Source organism: Klebsiella sp. KP20-425-1 (assembly GCF_025813515.1).
Classification (GTDB): Bacteria; Pseudomonadota; Gammaproteobacteria; order Enterobacterales; family Enterobacteriaceae; genus Klebsiella; species Klebsiella pneumoniae.
The window spans coordinates 5,081,620-5,105,723 of the sequence record NZ_CP109614.1; the positions used below are offsets into that span (position 1 = coordinate 5,081,620).

Consider the following 24,104-nt stretch of genomic DNA (forward strand, 5'->3'; position numbering starts at 1 on the left):
ATCCTTCCAATAGCCCTGCTGGCACTATACCAGAGATTAAAACTAATCGGTTTGCCCTGGATTGTGAATGATTGTTTACGAGCCGTTTCTGCTTTTATGCTGCAAAAAAGCACAACGATAATTGGGTTAAAGCGCAGCGAATGTTATCATCGTGTTTATTTTATGTATAAAACAGGTGAGTAATGCCATGTCACACTCTTGGGATTATGATGCAATAGTGATTGGTTCCGGTCCTGGCGGGGAAGGCGCCGCCATGGGACTGGTGAAACAGGGAGCACGCGTTGCCGTCATCGAGCGCTACCATAATGTCGGCGGCGGTTGCACCCACTGGGGCACCATCCCGTCGAAAGCCCTCCGCCATGCCGTCAGCCGTATTATCGAGTTTAACCAAAACCCCCTCTACAGCGACCACTCCCGCCTTCTTCGCTCTTCTTTCGCCGACATCCTTAACCATGCCGACAGCGTCATCAACCAGCAGACTCATATGCGCCAGGGATTCTATGAGCGCAACCACTGTGAAATTCTGCAGGGCAATGCCCACTTCGTGGATGAGCATACTCTGGCGCTGGAGTGCCATGACGGCACGGTCGAGACTGTGACCGCGGAGAAATTCGTTATCGCCTGCGGATCGCGTCCCTACCATCCGGCGGATGTCGATTTCCACCACCCGCGCATCTATGACAGCGATTCGATTCTCAGCCTGCAGCATGAGCCGCGCCATGTGATCATTTACGGCGCCGGGGTGATCGGTTGTGAATATGCGTCGATCTTCCGCGGCATGGAGGTGAAGGTCGATCTGATCAACACCCGCGATCGTCTGCTGGCCTTCCTCGATCAGGAGATGTCAGACTCGCTCTCTTATCACTTCTGGAACAGCGGCGTGGTTATTCGCCACAACGAGGAGTATGAGAAAATTGAAGGGGTGGATGACGGGGTGATCATGCACCTGAAGTCCGGCAAAAAGCTGAAGGCCGATTGCCTGCTGTACGCTAACGGCCGCACCGGCAACACCGACACCCTGGCGCTGGAAAATATCGGTCTGCAGACCGACAGCCGCGGTCAGCTGAAGGTCAACAGCATGTATCAGACCGCCCTCCCGCACATCTATGCGGTTGGCGATGTCATCGGCTATCCAAGCCTGGCTTCTGCCGCTTACGATCAAGGACGCATTGCCGCCCAGGCGCTGGTGAAAGGCGAAGCCTCAGCGCATCTGATTGAAGATATCCCGACCGGGATCTATACCATTCCGGAAATCAGCTCCGTCGGGAAAACCGAGCAGCAGCTGACGGCGATGAAAGTGCCGTATGAGGTGGGCCGCGCCCAGTTTAAACACCTGGCGCGGGCGCAAATCGTCGGTATGAGCGTTGGTACGCTGAAGATCCTGTTCCATCGTGAAACCAAGGAGATCCTTGGCATTCACTGCTTTGGCGAGCGCGCGGCCGAAATTATTCATATCGGCCAGGCGATCATGGAGCAGAAAGGCGGTGGCAACACCATTGAGTACTTCGTCAACACCACCTTTAACTACCCGACCATGGCGGAAGCGTACCGGGTTGCCGCGCTGAACGGCTTAAACCGCCTGTTTTAACGCCTTGTCGAAATGGCCATCCATCGTGCCGCGGATGGCCTCCGCCAGATGTTCATAGCGGCTGCGCAGCGGGGAGCCCGGACGATAAACCAGACCGATGGTGCGTCTTGGCTCTGGCTTAATGCACGGCAGGTAGACTACGCCATCGCGTTTTCTCTCCTGCGGCACCGCCAGCGCCGGCAGCAGGGTAATGCCGCTGCCTGCCGCCACCATATTGCGCAGCGTTTCCAGGCTGGTCGCGCGGAAGTGGGTATCCTCATCCGCCCCCGCTTCAAAGCAGAAGCCCATCGCCTGATCGCGCAGACAGTGGCCATCCTCTAGCATCAGCAGCTTTTCACCGGCCAGATCCGACATCGGCACCCGATCGCGGTTCGCCCACGGATGATCTTCATAGATAGCCAGCATCATCGGCTCATCGAACAGCGGCACCTCGATAAAGGCCTCGCTCTCTTTGACCAGCGCCAGGATGGCGCAGTCGAGCTTACCGCTGTCGAGCTGAGCCAGCAGCTGATGGGTCTGCGCTTCGTGCAGATACATTTCCAGCTTCGGGAAGGTCTGATGCAGCATCGGAATGATGTGCGGCAGCAGGTACGGGCCAATTGTCGGGATCAGGCCGATATGCAGCGGCCCGGACATGGTTTCCCCTTGTTGGCTTGCCATTTCCTTGAGCACTTTTACTTCGCGTAACACGGTACGCGCCTGATCCACCAGCAACAGCCCCGCCTGGGTAAACAGAACCTTACGGCTGGTGCGCTCCAGCAGCATGACGCCAAGCTCATCCTCCAGCTTGCGGATCTGTCCGCTGAGCGTCGGTTGGCTCACATGGCATGAGTCAGCCGCCCGCCGGAAGTGGCGGTGTTCGGCGAGCGCTACCAGGTATTCAAGATCGCGAATATTCATTATTCATCCTCCATCGCCACGATAGTCCATGGCGATAGATAGCATAGCAACGAACGATTATCCCTATCAAGTTTTCTGTTCAATAATACGCTCATAAAGACGGTCTACCTGTGAAAATCACTGACCCGTCACACTGTTTCTCTACCCGAACAACTAAAGCCAACGTGAACTTTTGCGGACCTTGCGTCCGCTTTTTTTTGCATAAAAAACCCGGCGTCGCTGGGCTTGGCCGGGTCAGGGAGGGCAGATATCTAAGGATTAGCTTAAACGAGCCTTCGCCTCGTTGATAGCCTGGGCTACCTGCTGCGGCGAGACGCCGCCTTTCGCTGCGCGTTTCTCGAGGCAAGACTGCAGCGACAGGATCGGATACACATCGTCCGAAATCACCGGGCTGAATTTCTGCAGATCGGCCAGGGTCAGCGCTTCCAGCGGTTTCCCTTGCGCAATGGCTTCCACTACCGCTTCACCGACAATATGGTGCGCCTCGCGGAACGGTACGCCTTTCGCCACCAGATAATCCGCCAGCTCAGTGGCGTTGGCATAGCCCTGCTGCGCCGCTTCCGCACAGCGCGGGCGTTTTACCTGAATGCCGTCCAGCACCAGGGCCGCCATATGCAGGCAGTCGAGCCAGGTATCCAGGGCGTCGAAAAGCCCCTCTTTATCTTCCTGCATGTCTTTGTTGTAGGCCAGCGGCAGTCCTTTCAGCGTCATCATCATGCCGGTCAGGGCACCCTGCACGCGGCCGCATTTGCCACGGATAAGCTCCAGGGCGTCCGGGTTTTTCTTCTGCGGCATCAGCGAGGAGCCGGAGGTCACGCGGTCGGAAAGCTCGACGAAGTTCGCCTCGCCGGAGTTAAAGAAAATCAGATCTTCCGCAAAGCGCGACAGATGCACCATACCGATAGCCGCATCGGAAAGCAGCTCCAGCACATGATCGCGATCGGACACGCTGTCGAGGCTGTTGCGGGTGGCGGAGGCAAAGCCCAGCCAGCCGGCCAGCTGCTCGCGGTCGATCTCATACGCCGTCCCCGCCAGCGCGCCGCAGCCCAGCGGGCTGACGTCGAGGCGCTTCAGCGCGTCCTGCAGACGGCTTTCGTCACGCGCCAGCATTTCAACGTAGGCCAGACACCAGTGCGCGAACGTCACCGGCTGGGCGCGCTGCAGGTGGGTGTACCCCGGCATTACCGCGTCCTGATTCTGCTGGGCGGTCTCCACCAGCGCGCTCTGCAGCTGGCGGTTCGCTGAGAGCAGTTCGACAACGGTATCTTTGCACCACAGTTTAAGATCGGTGGCGACCTGGTCGTTACGGCTGCGCCCGGTGTGCAGTTTCTTGCCCAGCTGGCCCACTTTATCGATCAGCTTGCCTTCCACCCAGCTGTGAATATCTTCGGCATCGCTGGCGAGGATTTGCTGCGGATTGGCGCGCACCTCTTCCAGCAGCACGTTCAGCGCTTCTTCCAGCTGCTGCTGTTCAGCGGCACTCAGAACGCCGACCGTTACCAGCGCTTTCGACCAGGCGACAGAGCCAACGATATCCTGCTCCGCCAGACGATAGTCGAAGCGCAACGAGTCGTTGAACTGTTTGAACCGTTGATCTGCTGCCTGTGTAAAACGCCCGCCCCAAAGTGCCATAACATGCTTCCTTTATTCGTTAGTTCCGCCGGCGGCATTGTGCCGCCCGGCCTACGGTCTTGTAAGCCCGGCAGACGACGCGCCGCCGGGCATGAAATCTTAAGCCAGAATACGTGTGCCGATCGGCGTGCCGTTAAATAACGCCGGCAGCTGCTCGGCGTGACGCCAGGAGGCGATATCCACCGGACGACCCAGAGCACGTGCGGCGTCAAGGGCCGCATTCACTTTAACAATCATGCCGTCGGTGATAATCCCCTGCTCGATCAGCTGTTCCGCTTTCTCGGCGGTCATCTCGGCAATGCGCTGCCCTTTACCGTCGAGGATACCGCTAACGTCAGACAACAGGATCAGATCCGCCCCCAGGGTGGCCGCCAGCGCTGTCGCCGCCTGGTCAGCGTTGACGTTCATCAGCTGGCCTTCATCGGTCACCCCGATAGAGCTCACCACCGGCAGGTAACCGCCGGCCAACAGGGTGTTGATCAGTGCCGGGGAGCCCGGCTGCGCCAGCCCGACATGGCCCAGCTCAGCATCCAGTTGCGTGACCTTCACGCTATCGCCATCGCCGAGGAACAGGCCTACCGAGGAAATACCATGTTTTTTCGCCCACGCCAGCAGCGTCTTGTTGGCGGTACCCGCCAGCGCGCCGGTGATGATGTCGATTTGCTCAGCCGGCGTAACGCGCAGGCCATTTTTCTTCTGCACCGGCAGGTTGAGCTGCTTCATCAGCTCATCCACCACGCAGCCGCCGCCGTGGACGATAATCAGCGGACGCTGGTGCGCTTCACGGTAGTTAACCAGCGCGGTAAACAGGCGCTCCAGCGCTTCTTCGCTATCGAGTAATACGCCGCCAAGTTTGATAATTAATGGGTTCATCATCACACCTTAAATAAGAGACTGCGTCTCAGCGAAGCCGAAACGAATATTCGCGCACTGCACCGCCTGCGCTGCGGCGCCTTTCAGCAGGTTATCCTCTGCCGCGACGACGATGAGATGATCGTCCTGCACGGCAAAACCGATATCACAGAATGGCAGGCCTTCGACGCTTTTCAAAGCGGGCACGCCTTTATCATATAAACGTACCAGTGGTTTATCGGCGTAAGCCTGCTGGTAAACCGCCGCGATCTGCGCATGGCCGACGCCCGGCTTCAGGCGGCAGGTGATAGTTTCCAGGATGCCGCGCTTAAAATTACCCAGGTGCGGGGTAAAAATTACCTTTGCCCCGAGGTGGCTGGCAATCTCCGGCTGATGGCGATGGTTAAATATGCCGTACGGCTGCAGGCTAACTTCACAGAAGCTGTTGCCGATCGCGGCCTTACGACCCGCGCCGCTCACTCCGCTGGTAGCGTTGATTACCGGCCACTGGTTGAGATCCAGCAGATTGGCCTCAATCAGCGGCTTCAGCGACAGCTGCGCCGCCGTCGGATAGCAGCCTGGCACTGCGATTAACTGCGCGTCTTTAAGCGCATCCGCGCTCCACTCCGCCAGACCATACACCGCCTGTTTGAGCAGGTCGGGATGCTGATGAGTGAAACCGTAATATTTTTCGTAGAACGCCCCATCGTTAACGCGGAAGGCACCGGAGAGATCGAACACCACGCAGCCAGCGGCAAGAAACTGCGGCGCCAGATCGTGACTCACTTCGTGCGCGGTGGCGAGAAACACCACGTCCACGCCAGCGCTGAATTCGCTGATATCGGACATCGGCTGCAGCGGCATATCGACAATGCCTTTGAGCTGCGGATGCAGGTCGGAAATTAATTTTCCCGCATCATTGCTTTGCGCGGAGACCGTCAAAGCGGTTATGTTCATATGCGGATGACGATTGATATAGGTCACCAGCTCTGCGCCGGCATAACCACTGGCACCCACAATCAGCGTATTTAACATTGGAAGCGCATCTCCTTACATTCGATGGGTTTTCTTACGCTCAACGATATTGTATTTTTATTCACAATAAATGCATGAATATTGATACTATCACGACCCAAGGTGTGTCAACAATGAAAAACAATTTACCGCCCTTTATCGAGATTTACCGCGCGTTGATCGCCACACCGTCCATCAGCGCGACCGAAGAGGCTCTCGATCAAAGCAATGAGTCTTTAATCAATTTGCTGGCAGGCTGGTTCCGCGATCTCGGCTTCAATGTTGAGATACAGCCGGTGCCGGATACGCGCCATAAATTCAACCTGCTGGCCAGCACCGGACACGGCGCCGGCGGCCTGCTGCTCGCCGGGCATACCGATACCGTGCCGTTCGATGATGGCCGCTGGACGCGCGACCCGTTCACCCTCACCGAACACGATAACAAGCTCTACGGCCTCGGCACGGCCGATATGAAAGGCTTCTTCGCCTTTATTCTCGACGCCCTGCGCGATGTCGACGTCACCACGCTGAAAAAGCCGCTGTATATTCTGGCCACTGCCGACGAAGAGACCAGCATGGCCGGCGCGCGCTACTTTGCCGAAACCACCCGGCTGCGCCCGGACTGCGCCATCATCGGCGAGCCCACCTCCCTGCAGCCGATCCGCGCCCATAAAGGCCATATGTCCAACGCGATCCGTATTCAGGGCCAGTCCGGCCACTCCAGCGATCCGGCGCGCGGGGTCAACGCGATTGAGCTGATGCACGACGCCATCGGCCGGATTATGCAGTTGCGCGATCTGCTTAAAGAGCGCTATCACTTCGAGGCGTTTACGGTCCCTTACCCAACCCTCAACCTGGGCGCTATCCATGGCGGCGATGCCTCAAACCGTATCTGCGCCTGCTGTGAACTGCATATGGATATCCGCCCGCTGCCGGGGATGACCCTAAACGATCTTAATGGTCTGTTGGGCGAGGCGCTGGCCCCGGTCAGCGAACGCTGGCCGGGCCGCCTGACGGTCTCTGAGCTGCATCCGCCGATCCCCGGCTACGAGTGCCCGCCGGACCATAAGCTGGTGCAGGTGGTCGAGAAACTGCTTGGCGCGCAGACCGACGTGGTGAATTACTGCACCGAAGCGCCGTTTATCCAGACGCTGTGTCCGACGCTGGTTCTCGGCCCGGGCTCCATCAATCAGGCCCATCAGCCTGACGAGTATCTGGAGACGCGCTTTATCAAGCCGACCCGGGAGCTGATTAGCCAGGTGGTTCATCACTTCTGCTGGCACTAAAATCGCCCTCTTTTTCCGCCCCGTTCTCCCGGGGCGGAACGGTGACGATCGTCACATTTCCATAAGCGATGCTTATCCAGCGCTCCCTGAATTAAATTTCGCAAATTACGGCGATTTACTCGTTTGCTGAAGCGATTTCGCAGTAATTGACGTGGGGGTATTTACGTGGCTTTATAAAAGACGGGTTGCTTATCCGTTGCTCACGTTCCAGCGCAGCGGATATAACAAAATAAAATGAGATGGGGTGTCTGGGGTAACATGAACGAACAATATTCCGCATTGCGTAGTAATGTCAGTATGCTCGGCAAGGTGCTGGGCGATACCATCAAGGATGCATTGGGAGAAAATATTCTTGATCGTGTCGAAACTATCCGTAAGTTGTCCAAATCTTCACGCGCCGGCAACGAAGCTAACCGCCAGGAGCTGCTGACCACGCTGCAGAATTTGTCAAACGACGAACTGCTGCCGGTGGCCCGTGCCTTCAGCCAGTTTCTGAATCTGGCCAACACCGCTGAGCAGTACCACAGCATTTCGGCCAATGGCGAAGCGGCCAGCAATCCGGAAGTCATTGCGCGTACCCTGAGAAAGCTCAAAGACCAACCCAATCTCAATGAAGAGACCATCAAACAAGCGGTGGAATCGCTGTCTCTGGAGCTGGTGTTAACCGCCCACCCGACCGAGATCACCCGCCGGACGCTGATCCATAAAATGGTGGAAGTGAACAACTGCCTTAAGCAGTTGGACAACAAAGATATCGCTGACTATGAGCACCATCAGCTGATGCGCCGTCTGCGCCAGCTGATCGCCCAGTCGTGGCATACCGATGAAATTCGTAAGCACCGCCCTTCCCCGGTCGATGAAGCCAAATGGGGCTTCGCGGTGGTGGAAAACAGCCTGTGGGAAGGGGTGCCTAACTATCTGCGCGAGCTGAACGAACAGCTGGAAGCCAACCTTGGCTATCAGCTGCCGGTGGACTTCGTCCCGGTGCGTTTCACCTCGTGGATGGGCGGCGACCGCGACGGCAACCCGAACGTGACTGCCGACATCACCCGCCACGTGCTGCTGCTCAGCCGCTGGAAAGCGACCGACCTGTTCCTCAAAGACGTGCAGGTGCTGATCTCCGAGCTGTCGATGGTGGAGTGTACCGACGAGCTGCGCGCCCTGGCTGGCGCCGAGGGCGCTCAGGAACCTTACCGTTATCTGATGAAAAAACTGCGCTCTCAACTGATGGAGACCCAGGCCTGGCTGGAAGCGCGTCTGAAAGGTCAGAAGCTGCCGAAACCGGCGGGACTGATCACTCAGAACGAGCAGCTGTGGGAACCGCTGTACGCCTGCTATAAATCGCTGCAGGCCTGCGGCATGGGCATTATCGCCAACGGCGAGCTGCTCGACACCCTGCGCCGCGTGAAGTCTTTCGGCGTACCGCTGGTGCGTATTGATATTCGTCAGGAAAGCACCCGCCATACCGAAGCGCTGGGTGAAATGACCCGTTACCTCGGGATCGGCGACTACGAAAGCTGGTCGGAAGCCGACAAACAGGCTTTCCTGATCCGCGAACTGAATTCCAAACGTCCGCTGCTGCCGCGCCAGTGGGAGCCAAGCGAAGAGACGCGTGAAGTTCTCGACACCTGCAAGGTGATCGCCGAGGCGCCGCGCGGATCGATCGCTGCCTACGTGATCTCGATGGCGAAAACGCCGTCCGATGTGCTGGCGGTTCATCTCCTGCTGAAAGAAGCCGGGATTGGCTTTGCTCTGCCGGTGGCCCCGCTGTTCGAAACGCTGGATGACCTCAACAACGCCAACGACGTCATGACCCAGCTGCTGAATATCGACTGGTACCGCGGCTTTATCCAGGGCAAGCAGATGGTCATGATCGGCTACTCTGACTCCGCTAAAGATGCCGGCGTGATGGCCGCCTCCTGGGCGCAGTACCAGGCGCAGGACGCGCTGATCAAAACCTGCGAAAAAGCCGGTATTGAACTGACGCTGTTCCACGGTCGCGGCGGCTCTATCGGCCGCGGCGGCGCGCCGGCCCACGCCGCGCTGCTCTCGCAGCCGCCGGGAAGCCTGAAAGGCGGCCTGCGCGTTACCGAGCAGGGCGAGATGATCCGCTTTAAGTACGGCCTGCCGGAAGTCACCATCAGCAGCCTGTCGCTGTATACCAGCGCCATTCTGGAAGCCAACCTGCTGCCGCCGCCGGAGCCGAAAGCAGAATGGCGCGACATCATGGCCGAGCTGTCCGACGTGTCGTGCAAGATGTATCGCGGCTACGTGCGTGAAAACAAAGATTTCGTCCCTTACTTCCGCTCTGCGACCCCGGAGCAGGAGCTGGGCAAACTGCCGCTGGGTTCGCGTCCGGCAAAACGTCGTCCAACCGGCGGCGTCGAGTCGCTGCGCGCCATTCCGTGGATCTTCGCCTGGACCCAGAACCGCCTGATGCTGCCGGCCTGGCTGGGCGCTGGCGCTGCGCTGCAGAAGGTGGTCGAAGGTGGAAAACAGAGTGAACTGGAAGCCATGTGTCGCGACTGGCCGTTCTTCTCTACCCGCCTCGGCATGCTGGAGATGGTTTACTCGAAGGCCGACCTGTGGCTGGCGGAGTACTACGATCAGCGCCTGGTGAAGCCGGAGCTGTGGGCGCTGGGTTCCGAGCTGCGCAAGCTGCTGGCTGCCGATATCAACGTCGTGCTGGCCATCGCCAACGACTCCCATCTGATGGCCGACCTGCCGTGGATCGCCGAGTCTATCCAGCTGCGTAATATCTATACCGACCCGCTGAACGTCCTGCAGGCGGAACTGCTGCACCGTTCACGCCAGGCTGAAGAAGAGGGCAAGGACCCGGATCCGCGCGTTGAACAAGCGCTGATGGTCACCATCGCCGGCGTCGCCGCCGGTATGCGTAACACCGGTTAATCTATCTCCCCCCGGCCGCCCGGCCGGGGGTTTTCCGCCCGTTCTAGTGGTGCAGCATCTCATCAACGATCTGTTCTTTATGCAGCGCATACGGATAATAGGTCGGCCAGTTATCCATCTCTTTCAGCAACGCCTCCTGTGATTTATTGCCCATGAAAATATGGAAATGCTGTGATTTACGCGGGCCAATGATATGGTCGCTGAATTGCACAAATTTCGGCGCGTTGGCATCGCCCTGCTGGCACTCGAACAGATAACGCACGCCCTTCTTACCGGAGGCGTAATGCAGAATTTTATAGCCTGAATAGCGGTATTTACAGCTATTGACGGTCTGGCCAACGTGGAACTCAATCACGTCATCTTCAATGCCAATCTGCTCCACATCGGTGGCGTAGCCCTTCTTATAATAGGCGCGATACTCCTCCACGCTCTTGCCGCCAGGCTTTTTCGCCTTCTGCTCCAGCACCGGATCGAGATCGCCGTTGAGCAGATACGGGTTCACCGACTGCCAGACGCCCTCCCAGTCGCTCAGCGCGCGGTCCTGCACATCTTTATCCGCAAAAATGCCTTCGCTGGCCTGACGCTCTACTTCGGTTAACGCCGGGCCATGGCTATGGTTGCCGTGGGCGAACGCCTGGGCGCTGGCTAAAGCCATGCCGAATCCTAAGGCCAGCAGGGGGATCTTTCTGGTCATTACTCTCTCCTGAGTTTGCTATCAATGGCGACATATTGTTACGATATAACATATCTTATCTGGGAGACAAGAGCGACAGGCAAGCGCTTTTACCGCTGGAATAATGTCCGGTATGATGAAAAGGGTGATGCGCTGAACGGAAGAATGATGGACAACGATATCAATCAACTTATTGATGCATTGCTAAAAAAGCAGACCAGCCTCGGCCGGGTTTATTTCGCCGGCGAGACGCGCTCGCCTGCTGAGCCGGTGGTGCAGGTTGATTTTCCCCGTCTGAATATTCTCCTTGATGGGCAGTTGCCCGACCAGGCGCTCGGCGATAACGCCCCGCTCCTTGAGGCCCATGACGTGCTCTATATCCCTGGCGATAGCTGGAACTGCCCGCAGTGGCAAGCGCCCTGCCTGCTGTTAAGCATCCTGTTCGCTAAGCAGCAGCTGGAGTGCTCGCTGCAGCACTGGAATGGCAAGGCGATAACTGTTGTCGACAAGCGGCAGGCGCTGCGCCGCGGGCCGCGCGTCGGATCATTTCTGCTGCAGGCGCTCAATGAACTCCGGATGCAACCGCAGGAGCAGCAAACCGCCCGCAGCATCGTCGTCAGCCTGCTCAGCCACTGCCATGATCTTCTCGGCAGCCAGGCGCAAACCTCCTCGCGCAGCCAGGCGTTGTTCGAAGCGATCCGCCAATATATGGACATCCATTATGCGGAACCGCTGAGCCGGGAATCGGTGGCCCAGGCGTTCTACCTCTCTCCCAACTATCTTTCCCATCTGTTCCAGAAATGTGGGCCAATGGGCTTCAATGAATATCTAAACCATATTCGTCTCGAACAGGCCCGTATGCTGCTGAAGGGCCACGATATGAAAGTGAAAGACATCGCCCACGCCTGCGGCTTCGCCGACAGCAACTACTTCTGCCGCCTGTTCCGCAAAACTACGGAACGCTCGCCGTCTGAATACCGCCGCCAGTACCATAGCCAGCTGACGGAAAAAGCATCCCCGGTAAAAAACTAGATTTTTGTGTGTTAAACCTGACTTTTGTGCGCGCTATAGTTACCTCCCATCCCAGCTAGCGCCGATAAATGTGATCTAAATCATCCTTAATCACGATGCGTACATTTATCCAGTTTTTGGCAAATTTGTCATCTGGCTATCCTTCGAACGAAAGCCGTATGCTTACCTCAACGACAGCACCGAATTAAGCATTGAGGAAAACACAATGGAACTCTATCTGGATACCGCCAACGTCGCCGAAGTGGAACGCCTGGCCCGCATCTACCCGCTGGCCGGGGTAACCACCAACCCGAGCATTATCGCCGCCGGTAAAGTCCCGGTCTGGGATGTGCTGCCGCGCCTGCAAAAAGCCGTCGGTCCGGAGGGCACCCTCTTCGCGCAGACCATGAGCCGCGACGCGCAGGGCATGGTGGAAGAGGCCAAACGTCTGAGCAATGCCGTGCCGGGCATTGTGGTCAAAATCCCGGTCACCGCCGAAGGGCTCGCCGCTATCAAACTGCTGAAGAAAGAAGGCATCCCGACCCTTGGCACCGCCGTCTACAGCGCTTCGCAAGGCCTGCTGGCCGCGCTGGCCGGCGCAAAGTACGTCGCGCCTTACGTTAACCGCGTCGACGCCCAGGGCGGGGACGGCATCCGCATGGTGCAGGAGCTGCAATCCCTGCTGGAAATGCATGCGCCCGAGAGCAAAGTTCTGGCGGCAAGCTTCAAAACGCCACGCCAGGCGCTGGATTGTCTGCTGGCTGGCTGCGAAGCAATCACCCTTCCACTAGATGTAGCGCAACAAATGCTCGGCACCCCTGCGGTAGAGTCAGCCATAGAGAAGTTTGAACAGGACTGGAATAACGCCTTTGGCACGCTGAATCTGTAACCGGATCCGCGAGCCGCCTGCGGGCGGCGTCACGGTCATCGAGGAGGAATCGAAATGGATCGCATTATTCAATCACCAGGCAAATATATCCAGGGCGCAGGCGCCATCAAGCGCCTCGGCGACTATCTGAAACCGCTGGCCGAGCGCTGGCTGGTGGTCGGTGATAAGTTCGTCCTGGGGTTTGCGGAAGAGATGCTGCGTAAAAGCCTGGCCGACGCTGGCCTGGCGGCTGAAATCGCGCCGTTTGGCGGTGAGTGTTCGCATAATGAAATCAACCGCCTACGCGATATCGCCGGCAACGCGAAGTGCACCGCCGTGCTGGGGATCGGCGGTGGCAAAACCCTGGATACCGCGAAAGCGCTGGCCCACTTTATGAATGTGCCGGTGGCGATCGCCCCCACCATCGCCTCCACCGATGCGCCGTGCAGCGCGCTGTCGGTGATATACACCGACGAAGGGGAATTCGACAGCTACCTGATGCTGCCGCGCAACCCCAACATGGTCATTGTCGATACGCAGATCGTTGCCGGCGCGCCGGCCCGCCTGCTGGCCGCCGGGATTGGCGATGCGCTGGCTACCTGGTTCGAAGCCCGCGCCTGCTCCCGTAGCGGCGCCACCACCATGGCGGGCGGGAAGTGCACCCAGGCGGCGCTGGCGCTGGCCGAGCTATGCTACAACACCTTACTCGAAGAGGGTGAAAAAGCGATGCTGGCCGCCGAACAGCACGTGGTCACCCCGGCGCTGGAGCGGGTGGTGGAAGCCAACACCTATCTGAGCGGCGTGGGTTTCGAAAGCGGTGGTCTCGCGGCGGCGCACGCGATTCATAACGGCATGACGGCCATCCCTGACGCCCATCACTATTATCACGGGGAAAAAGTGGCGTTCGGAACCCTGACGCAGCTGGTGCTGGAAAATGCGCCGGTGGACGAAATAGAGACCGTCGCCGCGCTGTGCCACAGCGTTGGGCTGCCGATCACCCTGGCGCAGCTGGATATCAAAGGTGATATCCCGACCAAAATGCGTCTGGTGGCGGAAGCCGCCTGCGCTGAAGGCGAAACCATTCACAATATGCCGGGCGGCGTTGATTCCGACCAGGTCTACGCCGCGCTGCTGGTGGCCGACCAGTATGGTCAGCGCTTCCTGCAGGAATGGGAATAAACCAGAGCAAAACACCCGGCGACAGCCGGGTGTTTTTTATGCATCTCTGCAGGCCGGAGCAGGCTATGCCCTTCGTCTCTTGATACTGATCATCGCCAACGCCAGTACTATCAACGCAATGCCACAACCTTCCACCTTTCCTGGATTTTCATGTAGTAGCCACCAGGAAAATAGCACGCCACAGACCGGTACGGCCAGCGTACTCAGACCGGCTATACTTGCCGGTAAATTACGCAGTACAAAAAGCCACAGACTCCAGGCCAGCGCCGTTGCAAGGATTGCGCTGTAAGCCAGGGCCCAGAAAACGTCGGGCTGCCAGTCTACCGCCCGTTGCGGGACGAGCCAGGCCACTACGCTCATTACTACGGCGGCATATAGCATCTGCCATGTCGTTAGCGCCAGCAAATCAACCTGCGGATACCGGGTATACATACGCTTCGCGACGATCGCACCTGCCCCCCAGCTCACGCCAGAGAGGATCGCCAGCAAGGCGCTTTTCAGGGAAGTAAAGTCGAGTTGCCAAGGCTGAAGTACGAGTATCAGGCCCACGCATGCCACCCCGATGGCGATATACTGCCATCGCCGCATGCGCTCACCTAAGAATAACGCGGCCATCACCACTACCCAGAATGGCATGGTATAACTCAGGATCGCCACTTTACCGGCGCCACCGCTCATTAGCGCCCACTGTGCCAGACCGACCATGCCGCAGGTTTGCAATAACGCGATCGCCAGGGTGTAGCCGAAAGGCGTCGGCTTGAGCGCTTTACCGCGGATCAACATCACTATCCATAGCACCACGGCGCCAAAAATACAGCGCAGCGCCGTGAAGTCAAAAGCGCCGATATAGCTCGTCACTTGCTTCATCGCGATCCAGCTAAAGCTCCAGATCAGCGTTAATAACGCCAACCCGCCAAACGCCAGTGGATCGCTCTTCCTTGCCATTGCATAACCCATCCCTGTCAATTATCAGGCTGGCACTATACGCGCTTTATCTTCTGCTCTCCCCTGACCTGTATCAGCGTTTTGGGCAAAAAAAAGCGATGGCGAATACCGGCTTCGCCATCGCACTAAACGTTAATGAAAACTCAGGCCGGGCGTACGCCCAGCGTATGGCAGATGGCGTAGCTCATCTCGGCGCGGTTCAGGGTGTAGAAGTGGAAATCCTTGACCCCTTCCCGGCTTAAGATCTTCACCATGTCCATGGCGATATTCGCCCCCACCAGTTGACGGGTTTCGGCGTCGTTATCCAGCCCTTCGAACATTTTTGACATCCACACCGGGATACGGACGTTGGTCATATCCGCAAACTTTTTCGCCTGTTTAAAGTTGGAGACCGGCAGGATACCGGGAATGATTTCCACGTCGATGCCTGCCGAGACGCAGCGATCGCGAAAACGCAGGTAGCTTTCCACATCGAAGAAGAACTGGGTGATCGCGCGGTTGGCCCCTGCTTCTACTTTGCGCTTCAGGTTCAGTAAATCCGCCTGCGCGCTTTTCGCCTCCGGATGCACTTCCGGATACGCGGCGACAGAGATATCAAAATCGCCTACCTCTTTCAGCAACGTCACCAGATCGGCGGCGTACATATCCGGTTTACCGCTGCCCGGCGGCAGGTCGCCGCGCAGGGCGACGATATGGCGGATACCGTTGTTCCAGTAATCCTGAGCGATAGTGCGCAACTCATCGCGGCTGGCATCGATACAGGTCAGGTGCGGCGCTGCTTCCAGACCGGTTCGCTCTTTAATGCCTTTGATGATGCTGTGGGTGCGATCGCGCTCGCCAGAGTTCGCGCCATAGGTTACCGAAACAAACTTCGGTTTCAGACTGCTCAGGCGATCGATGGATTTCCACAGGGTTTGCTCCATTTCACTGGTGCGCGGCGGAAAGAATTCAAAAGACACATTAATCTGGCCCTGGACTTCCGCCAGGCTCTGATTCAGGGCTTCCCGCTGATTGGCGTGAAAAAAGCTCATACCTTACCTCATCAATCGCATGTAATGGCTGTTATATTGCGAACTTCTATACGTTTAGACGTCCAGATGTAAAAATGACGGAAAAGCGCGCGGGCGTCAATAGAAAAATCTGCGTAAAGAGTGAGGAATAGGTCACCTACTTGAAAAAAGTTCATCTTCCGATCACCTGGCCACGCTCAGGAAGCGGCTCGGTGGGCAATATAAGGTGGCTCGCGAGTCAGCCTGAGACTAGCCAGTCGCCAGAATGCCATCCAGCAGAGAAAGCCATTGCTGCACGGACTCTGCCTGGTGAGGCGGATAAATCACCCCAAGGCTTAACGGCATCGCGTCGCCCTCAGCCACCGGGCAGAACGCCACCCCCTGACGCTGAATCGCGGAAAAGGACGCCGGCAGCAGGATCATGCCTTCCCCGCGCGCAATACGCGCCAGCAGCACATCATGCTCGGCCGGCTCTTCCACATACGTCGGGGCATAGCCAGCCCGGTCGAAAATGCGGCGCGTGTAGTCAAAGAAACCAGGATTACGCTCGCGTTTAAACCAGAACAGCGGCCGATGATTGAGCGCGCTTAACGTCAGCCCTGGCCTGGCGGCTTCCGGCCAGGAGGCCGGTAATGCCGCAATGAGCGGCTCATGATACGGCAATGGGTACAGGTGCAGCCCTTCAGTATTGAGCGGCAACGCGACCAGCGCCGCATCGAGTTTGCCTTTGCGTACCTGCTGAGCCAGCGCCGGTGAGGCGTGGCGGGTGATATGCAACGCGCGGGTATGTTCGCTCAGCGCAGCCTCAACGGCGGCGAAAATGCCCTGTTCGAAGGCCGTCGTCACGCCCAGACGTAGAGCCTGCGGCGAGTGGGCGGCGAGCTCACTCAATGCCGCCAGCGTGCGTTCCTGGAGCGCCAGCAGAGGTTGAATCATCTCCAGCACCTCTCTACCCGCGTCGGTCAGGATCAGGCCTTTGCTATGGCGCTGAAACAGCGTCACCCCCAGCTGCGCTTCCAGATGGCGGATATGGCGGGTCAGCGGCGGCTGCGAGATAAATAACCGCTGCGCCGCCCGGCTGATGTTATTTTCCTCCGCTACCACGGCAAAGGCGCGCAGCAGGCGAATATCCAGGGAATGTAATCGCGAAGTTGTCATACTGAAAAGGTATCACGAAAAGGGTATTACTCAAGTCCGGCACACTTCCCTACCCTTCCTCTTAACGCACCATCACAGAGAGGAAAAAACGATGTCCAGCGAACGTTATATCATCGGTCAGGAAATGCTTCAGCGGGTGGATGGTAAGGGCGGGGAAGCCGTCGTCGGCAGCCTGCGGGATATCGCCCCCGATTTCGCCCGCTATCTGATTGAGTTCCCCTTCGGCGATATTTACGCCAGGCCAGGGCTCGATTTACGCAGCCGGGAAATCGCCACCATCGCCGCGCTCACGGCGTTGGGTAACGCCGAGCCACAGCTGAAAGTACACATTGCCGCGGGATTAAACGTCGGCCTGACGCAAGAGGAGATTACGGAAGCGATCATGCAGATGGCAGTCTATGCCGGATTCCCGGCGGCCCTCAACGGCCTGTTTGCCGCCAGGGCGGTATTTGCGGCCCACTGATCGCTTAAGGCCGGGCTGACTGCCCGGCCTTAAAAACTTATTTCTTCACATCGACAACGCGCTGCCCGTTAAGCTGCTCATCCGTTATCTTCTTTTGCCCGGCTTTGAAATAGTCTACGACCGCATTTGAAACGTAATAGCCGCCGGAGGTATTACGCGCCTGCCCCTCGGTAAACGCGACAAAACCATCGCCGCCATCTGCAAGGAAGCTGTTGGTGGCAATATGGTAAACCGTCGTATCGTCAATCGGTTTACCGTTTAGCCTGAATAACACAACGCGCTGGCCCACAGGTTTGCTGCTGTCATACTTCATTTCCAGTCCCCGGGAGACCTGCAGCACGCCGTTGCTCAACCCGGCGCCATGCTCCATCAGGCTACGCAACTGCTTCCCGGTTAGATCCATGGTGACCAGCTCGTTGGGAAACGGGAAGGTGCTGATAACGGCCCCCATGCTTACCGCTCCGGCGGGGATTTCATTACGGATCCCGCCCGAGTTGGTTAACGCCATCTGCGTACTCCTACCTGCTGCCAACAGCAAGGCGTCAGCGGCAAGATTGCCCAACGGCGAAGAGATACCATACGCACGGGTCAGTTCAACGGGCGATTGTGTAATGACCTGCTGCACCAGTTGATCAAGTTGCTTATTCCAGCCGTCGATGACCTGTTTTGTCTGCGGATCAGGCTTCCATTCATCGGCATAAAGCGTCTTCAGCTCAAAGTGCTTCACCGTGAATTGGTGCGGTTTCTCCTGATAATCCAGCACCAGTTTACCCACATCGATGCCGCCGCTATCGGTAGAAAGAATCAACGTATTACCCACTTTAATGGGCTCCGGTGTGCCAACGTGAGCATGGCCGGTAATTAAAACGTCCAGACCTTTCACCTGACCCGCAGTCTGAATATCTTTATCCAGCGCACGACGCACATCGGTTCCCCCCTGGCTCGACTGACGCGCCGGGACGCCTTCATGGATCAGGGCCACGGTCAGATCCACTTTACCGTTAAGTTCATCGATATAATGCTGTAGCCATTTCACCTCATCACGCGCTTCGATACCCACTCGCGTCGCGGCAGAAACGGTGTCATTAAAAGCAAACACGCCGTGCAGGCCAATCACGCCAATTTTCACGCCATCTTTTTCGATAATGGTATAGGGCTTATCCCAGAACGATTTATCGCTGTTCTGATAAAAAATATTGCCCTGAACAATCGGGAATGTCGCCTGGCTAAGCTGAAGCAGCGTATTATCCCAGCCGTGATCGAACTCATGATTACCGATAGTCACCGCATCGTAGGACATCGTATTCATAATATCGATTATCGCTTTGCCCTTCGTCAGGCTACTGATGTAAGGCCCGGTAAAATAATCCCCGGCATCAAAAAACCAGGTCGCGTTATTTTTCGCTTTTTCCTGTTTCACCATCGTCGTGATATTCGCCCAACCGCCAATATCTCGTTTACCATCCGCTATCCATGGCACTTTATAAGGTTCGACATGGGCATGAAGATCGTTGGTATAAATGATGGTGACATCTTTGGCGCAGGCCCAGAAAGGCAAAGTTAACATAAGTGCTGCGCTCATTGTTTTTAGTTTCATCGGAGTTCCTTTCAGAGTGATAAAGAACCGCTAAGTTACGTTCTGAAAGACTTTTTTATGTGAGAGCATTCGCAGTTGTATGCAACCTGAGCAGGACAAAATTAACGACCTGTAAAAATCGTTGGTATTGACCTGCCAGTGGATACTCTCTTTACCATTAATGCCTGTAAAACTTTTGGCTGCCGCAATTTAGGTTTACCGTCTGCGGCTGAGTATCATTTCCCGAATTTTCGGCTGGGCTACCCGGCGCTCTACTGCGCAGCCTGCGGCAGCTATCCCCCCCTGTTTAACGAACGGGAATTCCGCCCCTGGCTGGCGGCTTATCTGACGGATCATGCCCGCCGCTACGGCTATTTTTGCCCGGTATGCTATCAGCGGGATATTATTCGCTACGGCCGCAATCCGCAGGGTACGCAACGCCTTCAGTGCCGCCACTGTAAAAAGGTCTGGACGCCAAAATTCCCACACATCGCCCCAATTGAAGCCCCACGACGGATTTGCAGCGTACCGTTGATAGCGCCATTCCAGGGTAATGCCGCCGGGCAAAAGCTCTATTTTTTATTAAGCTTTGATGCCGTGCGCGGTAATGTTATTCATCTTACCTCTAATTTCACTCCTTTCGCGGTAGGCGAATCATTACGCTATCACTGGCGCGGCGGACAAGCCGACAGGGAGGAGACTGACGATATTATTCAACGTATTTCTCTCACTGAAATGCGCTTTTTACAACGCAGTCAGTTCGATGAAATCCAGTACGGCAGCGCAATGCAAAAGCGCCATGCCCGCGGCAATATATTGCGCCCGGTTATCGCCGCGCACGGTCATTTCAAACTGCTCAGCCAGCGGTTTCCAGAGGTGAAAACGCACGTTATTGCGCATGAATGCTTTTTACGCGGCGCGGCGATCGTTGCCTGGGCGCCGCTTTTTCGTCAGCGGCAAGGCGATCTATGGTATGTGGAAGAAGAGATAAGGAACCCAGCCAGCCCGGCTCCGTGGCAGCTACAGGGGAAAACCCATCATGGCTGGTGGCAAAACTCATGGCAGCGTTGGACGCAGGAAGAGAATCAGAAAATGGTCTGCCGGCTTGCCGGCACTGCAGAAGAGAACGCCTTTCTACCAGACCTTGCGGCCAGCCGACGGTTTACAATATGGCTGAAAAACAGACCCGCGTTTGCGCAGAGCGCCCTGTATTCCGCAGGGCGCGTAACGCAAATAGTGGCCTCACTGGTTCAAGAGTATAACGCGACGCTTACAGCAGCTGCGCCAGGCGGTTAATATCCGACTGGATCGCCCCGGCGGTCACATCGCGCCCGGCGCCGGGCCCGCGGATCACCAGCGGGTTATCGCGATACCAGCGGCTTTCGATGGCAAACACGTTATCGCACGGCAGCAGCGCCGCCAGCGGGTGCTCTTCGCGTACCGCTTCCACACCGACGCGTGCTTTGCCGTTGGCATCAAAGCGCGCCACGTAGCGGAGCACCAGCCCCATCTCGCGGGCCGCTTCCAGACGCTGCAGCATCTGCTCGTTCAGCTCTTCGCCATTCTCAAAGAAGTGATCGACCGACCCCTCTTCACAGTGCGCCGGCACCAGTGATTCCACACGCACCTGATCCGGTTCGATGTCATAGCCCGCTTCCCGCGCGAGGATCACCAGCTTACGCATCACATCCTTACCGGACAGATCGACGCGCGGATCCGGCTCGGTCAGCCCCTGCTGCCACGCCTGATCCACCAGGTCGGTGAACGGCACGGTGCCATCGAACTGCAGGAACAGCCAGGATAGCGTTCCCGAGAAGATACCGCTCAGGCCGAGAATAGTATCGCCGCTGTCGATCAGGTCGCGCACCGTATGGTTCACCGGCAAGCCGGCGCCCACGGTGGCGTTATATAGCCAGTGGCGTCCCGTCTTCTCAAACGCGTCGTGGATCTGACGATATTTATCACTGCTGCTGGCGCCCGCCAGCTTGTTGGCGCTAATGACGTGGAAGCCATGGCTGGCGAAATCAAGATACTGGTCGGCCAGCTGTTCGCTGGCGGTGACGTCCAGCACCACTAAATCATCATACGGGTGCGCGCGCATCCACAGGAACAGCGACTCTTCATCCTGCTCCACCGCTTCATCGTTGAAGAAAGCCAGCGCCCGGCTGGCATCCAGCCCGTCGTAATTCAGCAGGCTGCGTTTACTGTCGACTACGCCGGCGAGAATAAACTCGAAACCGGTACGCGCCGAGAGCGTAGTTTGTTCACGGGCGAAAAGCTCCAGCCAGCGGGAACCAATGTTCCCTTTGCCGAACAGCATCAGGCCAATACGCTTTTCGGCGCGAAACAAGGACTGATGCAGCCCCTGGATCAGGCTTTCCGTCGGCCCGGCGCGTAGCACCGCCACCAGGCTGATCCCCTCTTCAGACTGCCAGGTGAACTCCACCGGCTGCCCTTTGAGCTGCTGCCAGAAACGGTGGCAGTGCAGCGGGTTACGGGTGACTCCCGCGCCCACCATCGCCACCAGCGCCAGCTTCTGACGCAGACGCAGCTCGCCCGGCAGACCGGCTTCATCGAGCAATTTCAGCGCGCTGTCGGCCACCTCGGAGGTATAGCAGAACTGCAGCAGCTTACGGTCGGCATGGACGCCAACGGCTAACGGGCGCAGCTGGGCGCGTTTGAGCAGAGCGTCCAGCTCTTTATGCGCCAGTTTGAAATCGTGACCGGCCGGCACCTGGAACTCCACCAGGCAGACGTCGTCATGGCTGGTGACAATCCGTGCGCCGGTACCGGAGGCCAGCACGCGCTCAATGCGCGTGGAACCCTGTTCCGGCGTGTAGCTGCAGCGTAACTGCAGATCGATATCACTGGCGGAAACCGGCTGTAGCGTGCGGGCATGGAGCACCGGCGCGGCCAGGCGCGCCAGCTCGCTGGCTTCGTCCAGACGCAGCAGCGGCAGCAGGCAGGCGTCTTTCACCTTGCGCGGATCCGCGCTGTACACCCCGGCAACGTCGCTCCAGATAGTGACCCGGGAGGCACCCGCCAGCGCGCCGATCTGGGTGGCAGAGTAGTCAGACCCGTTACGGCCCAGCAGGACGGTTTCGCCGGCCTGGTTACGGGAGATAAAGCCGGTCACCACCAGACGTTTGTTAGGATGCTGCGCCATCAGCTGCTGCAGCAGTGGGTAAGATAATCCCTCATCCACCTGCGGCTGCGCGGCGCGTTCCGCGCGCAGGAACGCGCGCGCGTCCAGCCAGGCGGCTTCCATACCCAGCTGGTTGAGAACCGCCGCCATCAGGCGCGCGGACCACACTTCCCCATGGCCGACCACTTCCGCATAGACCGCTTCGGAAACCCCGCCGTCCAGCAGACCAGCCAGACGCTCAAGGTCGTGGATAAAGGCGGCTATCAACGTATCCGCCGCCGCAGGCTCCAGCAGACCGCCAATCAGCTCGGTGTGATAGCGGCGAAGCGACTGCTGAACCTGATGCGCAGCAAGGCGATCGCTCTGGCTAAGCTTAAGCCAGCTGATCAGCTGGTTGGTGGTGCTGCCAGCGGCGGAGACGACCATCATATCCCCCGCCTGCGAATACTCCTTCATGATCCCCGCGACGCGCAGGTAACATTTCGCATCCGCTAAACTACTCCCACCAAATTTGTGCAGCTGACGACCCTTCGCCCCTGCCTGCGCAATCACACTCATCTTTATTCCTCGTTTGCTGCCCGGAAGCCATTTTCCAGGTCGGCAATTAAATCTTCACCATCTTCAATACCGGTCGATATACGCAGGAGCGTTTCTGAAATTCCGGCGGCGGCACGCGCTTCAGGCGCCATGCCGGCATGCGTCATCGTTGCCGCATGGGAAATCAGGCTTTCAACGCCCCCCAGCGATTCCGCCAGTGTAAACAGCGACAGCCCGCTCAGAAAACGGCGCAGCGTCTGCTCGTCACCGTCAAGCTCGAAGCTTAACATTGCGCCAAAACCTTTTTGCTGACGCGCCGCAATTTCATGCCCCTGGTTTTCCGGCAGCGATGGATGATACAGCTTTTTCACCAGCGGCTGGGTTTTCAGATACTCAACGATCGCCAGGGCATTTCGCTGCGCCACTTCCATCCGTGGAGACAGCGTCCGCAGCCCGCGCAACAGCAGATAGCTGTCGAAGGCGCTGCCGGTGACGCCAATATTATTCGCCCACCATGCCAGTTCGGTGACAGTTGCCGGATCTTTGGCAATCACCACCCCGGCCACCACATCGGAGTGACCATTGAGGTATTTGGTACAGGAATGCAGCACCAGATCGGCGCCCAGCGCCAGCGGGTTTTGCAACGCCGGGCTCAGGAAGGTGTTGTCCACCACGCTAATTGCCCCGGCCTCACGCGCCAGACCACAGATTTTCGCAATATCCACCACCCGCAGCAATGGATTACTTGGGCTTTCCACCAACACCAGCTTCGGTTTTTCCGCCAGCGCCGCCCGCAGCGCCTGCTCATCGCTTTGATCGACAAACTGGACGCGATAGCAGCCGCGCTTCGCCAGGCTGTCGAACAGACGGTAGCTGCCGCCGTAGCAGTCGTGCGGCGCCACCAGCAGATCGCCCGGTTTAAGGAACACCGTCGTCACCAGCAGGATCGCCGACATTCCGGTATTGGTCAGCACCGCGCCGGCGCCGCCCTCCAGCTCCGCTAAGGCGCGCTGCACCACATCGCGCGTCGGATTGCCACGACGGGAGTAGTCGTGGGCGCGCGGTTCATTAAAGCCGGTGAAGTTATAGGTACTGGAGAGGTGAATCGGCGGGACAACGCAACCGTACTGCTCGTCGTCATTTAAACCGCTACGCACTGCGATGGTGGCCTGTTTACGCGTCATGTTGGGAAGTTCCTGGGCTGAATCGGTGAAAAGTCAGGCTCCAGAGTAATCATTGTCACAATAGACGTCAATACATCTGGACATCTAAACTTCTTTGCGTATAGATTGAGCAAAGTGCAAATAGCCGTTAAAATTATATGCATTAGCGCACGTCGTCGGCGGCTTATCTCATG

Annotated in this window: 19 protein-coding genes; 8 read left to right on the top strand and 11 right to left on the bottom strand. The window is 57.7% G+C overall.

Features of this window, described 5'->3' with window-relative positions:
• The first annotated feature begins 187 nt into the window (after window positions 1-187).
• Window positions 188-1,588, top strand: a complete 1,401-nt coding sequence (gene sthA / locus OHJ17_RS24770; protein WP_002883016.1) for a Si-specific NAD(P)(+) transhydrogenase — start codon at window positions 188-190, stop codon at window positions 1,586-1,588.
• Here the strand turns inward: sthA and oxyR are convergent.
• From oxyR to argC, 4 genes are all read right to left on the bottom strand, one after another.
• Window positions 1,571-2,488, bottom strand: a complete 918-nt coding sequence (oxyR, locus tag OHJ17_RS24775; RefSeq protein ID WP_002883015.1) for a DNA-binding transcriptional regulator OxyR — start codon at window positions 2,486-2,488, stop codon at window positions 1,571-1,573. The genes sthA and oxyR overlap by 18 nt on opposite strands.
• Window positions 2,489-2,746: 258 nt before the next feature.
• Entirely contained in the window at window positions 2,747-4,120 is a 1,374-nt protein-coding gene (argH, locus tag OHJ17_RS24780; RefSeq protein WP_004187840.1) for an argininosuccinate lyase, read from the bottom strand.
• 99 nt (window positions 4,121-4,219) lie between these two features.
• The gene (gene argB / locus OHJ17_RS24785) at window positions 4,220-4,996 is read right to left on the bottom strand and encodes an acetylglutamate kinase (RefSeq protein WP_004187843.1); all 777 of its coding nucleotides are present in this window, start codon (window positions 4,994-4,996) and stop codon (window positions 4,220-4,222) included.
• 6 nt (window positions 4,997-5,002) lie between these two features.
• Window positions 5,003-6,007 (bottom strand): N-acetyl-gamma-glutamyl-phosphate reductase, encoded by a 1,005-nt coding sequence (gene argC / locus OHJ17_RS24790; RefSeq protein WP_004181637.1) that lies wholly within the window; start codon window positions 6,005-6,007, stop codon window positions 5,003-5,005.
• 113 nt (window positions 6,008-6,120) lie between these two features.
• Here argC and argE point away from each other — a divergent pair, with 113 nt between their 5' ends.
• Complete coding sequence (gene argE / locus OHJ17_RS24795; RefSeq protein WP_004177969.1) at window positions 6,121-7,272, top strand: acetylornithine deacetylase; 1,152 nt, start codon at window positions 6,121-6,123, stop codon at window positions 7,270-7,272.
• Window positions 7,273-7,530: 258 nt separating this feature from the next.
• Window positions 7,531-10,182 (top strand): phosphoenolpyruvate carboxylase, encoded by a 2,652-nt coding sequence (ppc, locus tag OHJ17_RS24800; protein WP_004181636.1) that lies wholly within the window; start codon window positions 7,531-7,533, stop codon window positions 10,180-10,182.
• Window positions 10,183-10,225: 43 nt separating this feature from the next.
• On the opposite strand, the gene zinT is transcribed toward ppc, so the two are convergent.
• Window positions 10,226-10,876, bottom strand: coding sequence for a metal-binding protein ZinT (zinT, locus tag OHJ17_RS24805; protein WP_032433735.1), 651 nt, complete (start codon window positions 10,874-10,876; stop codon window positions 10,226-10,228).
• Window positions 10,877-10,900: 24 nt separating this feature from the next.
• Here zinT and OHJ17_RS24810 point away from each other — a divergent pair, with 24 nt between their 5' ends.
• From OHJ17_RS24810 to gldA, 3 genes are all read left to right on the top strand, one after another.
• Complete coding sequence (locus OHJ17_RS24810; protein ID WP_072196953.1) at window positions 10,901-11,887, top strand: AraC family transcriptional regulator; 987 nt, start codon at window positions 10,901-10,903, stop codon at window positions 11,885-11,887.
• 205 nt (window positions 11,888-12,092) lie between these two features.
• Complete coding sequence (gene fsa, locus OHJ17_RS24815; RefSeq protein WP_004177977.1) at window positions 12,093-12,755, top strand: fructose-6-phosphate aldolase; 663 nt, start codon at window positions 12,093-12,095, stop codon at window positions 12,753-12,755.
• Between the two features lie 54 nt (window positions 12,756-12,809).
• Window positions 12,810-13,913, top strand: coding sequence for a bifunctional L-1,2-propanediol dehydrogenase/glycerol dehydrogenase (gene gldA, locus OHJ17_RS24820; RefSeq protein ID WP_004146274.1), 1,104 nt, complete (start codon window positions 12,810-12,812; stop codon window positions 13,911-13,913).
• 63 nt (window positions 13,914-13,976) lie between these two features.
• Here gldA and OHJ17_RS24825 read toward each other — a convergent pair whose 3' ends face one another.
• From OHJ17_RS24825 to OHJ17_RS24835, 3 genes are all read right to left on the bottom strand, one after another.
• On the bottom strand, window positions 13,977-14,858 hold the full coding sequence (locus OHJ17_RS24825) for a DMT family transporter (protein WP_032433733.1): 882 nt from the start codon (window positions 14,856-14,858) through the stop codon (window positions 13,977-13,979).
• 143 nt (window positions 14,859-15,001) lie between these two features.
• Window positions 15,002-15,889 carry a methylenetetrahydrofolate reductase gene (gene metF, locus OHJ17_RS24830; RefSeq protein WP_002882952.1) on the bottom strand — a complete coding sequence of 296 codons (888 nt, stop codon included), beginning with the start codon at window positions 15,887-15,889 and terminating at the stop codon, window positions 15,002-15,004.
• Window positions 15,890-16,117: 228 nt separating this feature from the next.
• Complete coding sequence (locus tag OHJ17_RS24835; RefSeq protein WP_032433732.1) at window positions 16,118-17,026, bottom strand: LysR family transcriptional regulator; 909 nt, start codon at window positions 17,024-17,026, stop codon at window positions 16,118-16,120.
• A gap of 91 nt (window positions 17,027-17,117) precedes the next feature.
• Here OHJ17_RS24835 and OHJ17_RS24840 point away from each other — a divergent pair, with 91 nt between their 5' ends.
• Window positions 17,118-17,489, top strand: coding sequence for a carboxymuconolactone decarboxylase family protein (locus OHJ17_RS24840; RefSeq protein ID WP_032433730.1), 372 nt, complete (start codon window positions 17,118-17,120; stop codon window positions 17,487-17,489).
• A 37-nt stretch (window positions 17,490-17,526) separates the two neighbouring features.
• On the opposite strand, the gene OHJ17_RS24845 is transcribed toward OHJ17_RS24840, so the two are convergent.
• Window positions 17,527-19,086 (bottom strand): bifunctional metallophosphatase/5'-nucleotidase, encoded by a 1,560-nt coding sequence (locus OHJ17_RS24845; RefSeq protein ID WP_032433729.1) that lies wholly within the window; start codon window positions 19,084-19,086, stop codon window positions 17,527-17,529.
• Between the two features lie 138 nt (window positions 19,087-19,224).
• On the opposite strand from OHJ17_RS24845, the gene OHJ17_RS24850 reads away from it, so the two are divergent.
• Complete coding sequence (locus OHJ17_RS24850) at window positions 19,225-20,361, top strand: IS1/IS1595 family N-terminal zinc-binding domain-containing protein (protein WP_004895143.1); 1,137 nt, start codon at window positions 19,225-19,227, stop codon at window positions 20,359-20,361.
• On the opposite strand, the gene OHJ17_RS24855 is transcribed toward OHJ17_RS24850, so the two are convergent.
• Window positions 20,336-22,768 carry a bifunctional aspartate kinase/homoserine dehydrogenase II gene (locus OHJ17_RS24855; RefSeq protein ID WP_002882944.1) on the bottom strand — a complete coding sequence of 811 codons (2,433 nt, stop codon included), beginning with the start codon at window positions 22,766-22,768 and terminating at the stop codon, window positions 20,336-20,338. The two genes, OHJ17_RS24850 and OHJ17_RS24855, sit on opposite strands and share 26 nt — an antisense overlap.
• A gap of 2 nt (window positions 22,769-22,770) precedes the next feature.
• On the bottom strand, window positions 22,771-23,931 hold the full coding sequence (metB, locus tag OHJ17_RS24860) for a cystathionine gamma-synthase (RefSeq protein WP_004150388.1): 1,161 nt from the start codon (window positions 23,929-23,931) through the stop codon (window positions 22,771-22,773).
• Window positions 23,932-24,104 lie beyond the last annotated feature (173 nt).

Bases quoted from the DNA above. Each gene is read 5' to 3' on its own strand.
- zinT (WP_032433735.1), bottom strand. From the start codon at position 10,876: ATGACCAGAAAGATCCCCCTGCTGGCCTTAGGATTCGGCATGGCTTTA.
- argE (WP_004177969.1), top strand. From the start codon at position 6,121: ATGAAAAACAATTTACCGCCCTTTATCGAGATTTACCGCGCGTTGATC.
- oxyR (WP_002883015.1), bottom strand. From the start codon at position 2,488: ATGAATATTCGCGATCTTGAATACCTGGTAGCGCTCGCCGAACACCGC.
- fsa (WP_004177977.1), top strand. From the start codon at position 12,093: ATGGAACTCTATCTGGATACCGCCAACGTCGCCGAAGTGGAACGCCTG.
- gldA (WP_004146274.1), top strand. From the start codon at position 12,810: ATGGATCGCATTATTCAATCACCAGGCAAATATATCCAGGGCGCAGGC.
- OHJ17_RS24845 (WP_032433729.1), bottom strand. From the start codon at position 19,086: ATGAAACTAAAAACAATGAGCGCAGCACTTATGTTAACTTTGCCTTTC.
- argB (WP_004187843.1), bottom strand. From the start codon at position 4,996: ATGATGAACCCATTAATTATCAAACTTGGCGGCGTATTACTCGATAGC.
- metB (WP_004150388.1), bottom strand. From the start codon at position 23,931: ATGACGCGTAAACAGGCCACCATCGCAGTGCGTAGCGGTTTAAATGAC.
- argC (WP_004181637.1), bottom strand. From the start codon at position 6,007: ATGTTAAATACGCTGATTGTGGGTGCCAGTGGTTATGCCGGCGCAGAG.
- ppc (WP_004181636.1), top strand. From the start codon at position 7,531: ATGAACGAACAATATTCCGCATTGCGTAGTAATGTCAGTATGCTCGGC.
- OHJ17_RS24810 (WP_072196953.1), top strand. From the start codon at position 10,901: ATGGCGACATATTGTTACGATATAACATATCTTATCTGGGAGACAAGA.
- OHJ17_RS24835 (WP_032433732.1), bottom strand. From the start codon at position 17,026: ATGACAACTTCGCGATTACATTCCCTGGATATTCGCCTGCTGCGCGCC.
- argH (WP_004187840.1), bottom strand. From the start codon at position 4,120: ATGGCACTTTGGGGCGGGCGTTTTACACAGGCAGCAGATCAACGGTTC.
- OHJ17_RS24840 (WP_032433730.1), top strand. From the start codon at position 17,118: ATGTCCAGCGAACGTTATATCATCGGTCAGGAAATGCTTCAGCGGGTG.
- OHJ17_RS24825 (WP_032433733.1), bottom strand. From the start codon at position 14,858: ATGGCAAGGAAGAGCGATCCACTGGCGTTTGGCGGGTTGGCGTTATTA.
- metF (WP_002882952.1), bottom strand. From the start codon at position 15,889: ATGAGCTTTTTTCACGCCAATCAGCGGGAAGCCCTGAATCAGAGCCTG.
- OHJ17_RS24855 (WP_002882944.1), bottom strand. From the start codon at position 22,768: ATGAGTGTGATTGCGCAGGCAGGGGCGAAGGGTCGTCAGCTGCACAAA.
- sthA (WP_002883016.1), top strand. From the start codon at position 188: ATGTCACACTCTTGGGATTATGATGCAATAGTGATTGGTTCCGGTCCT.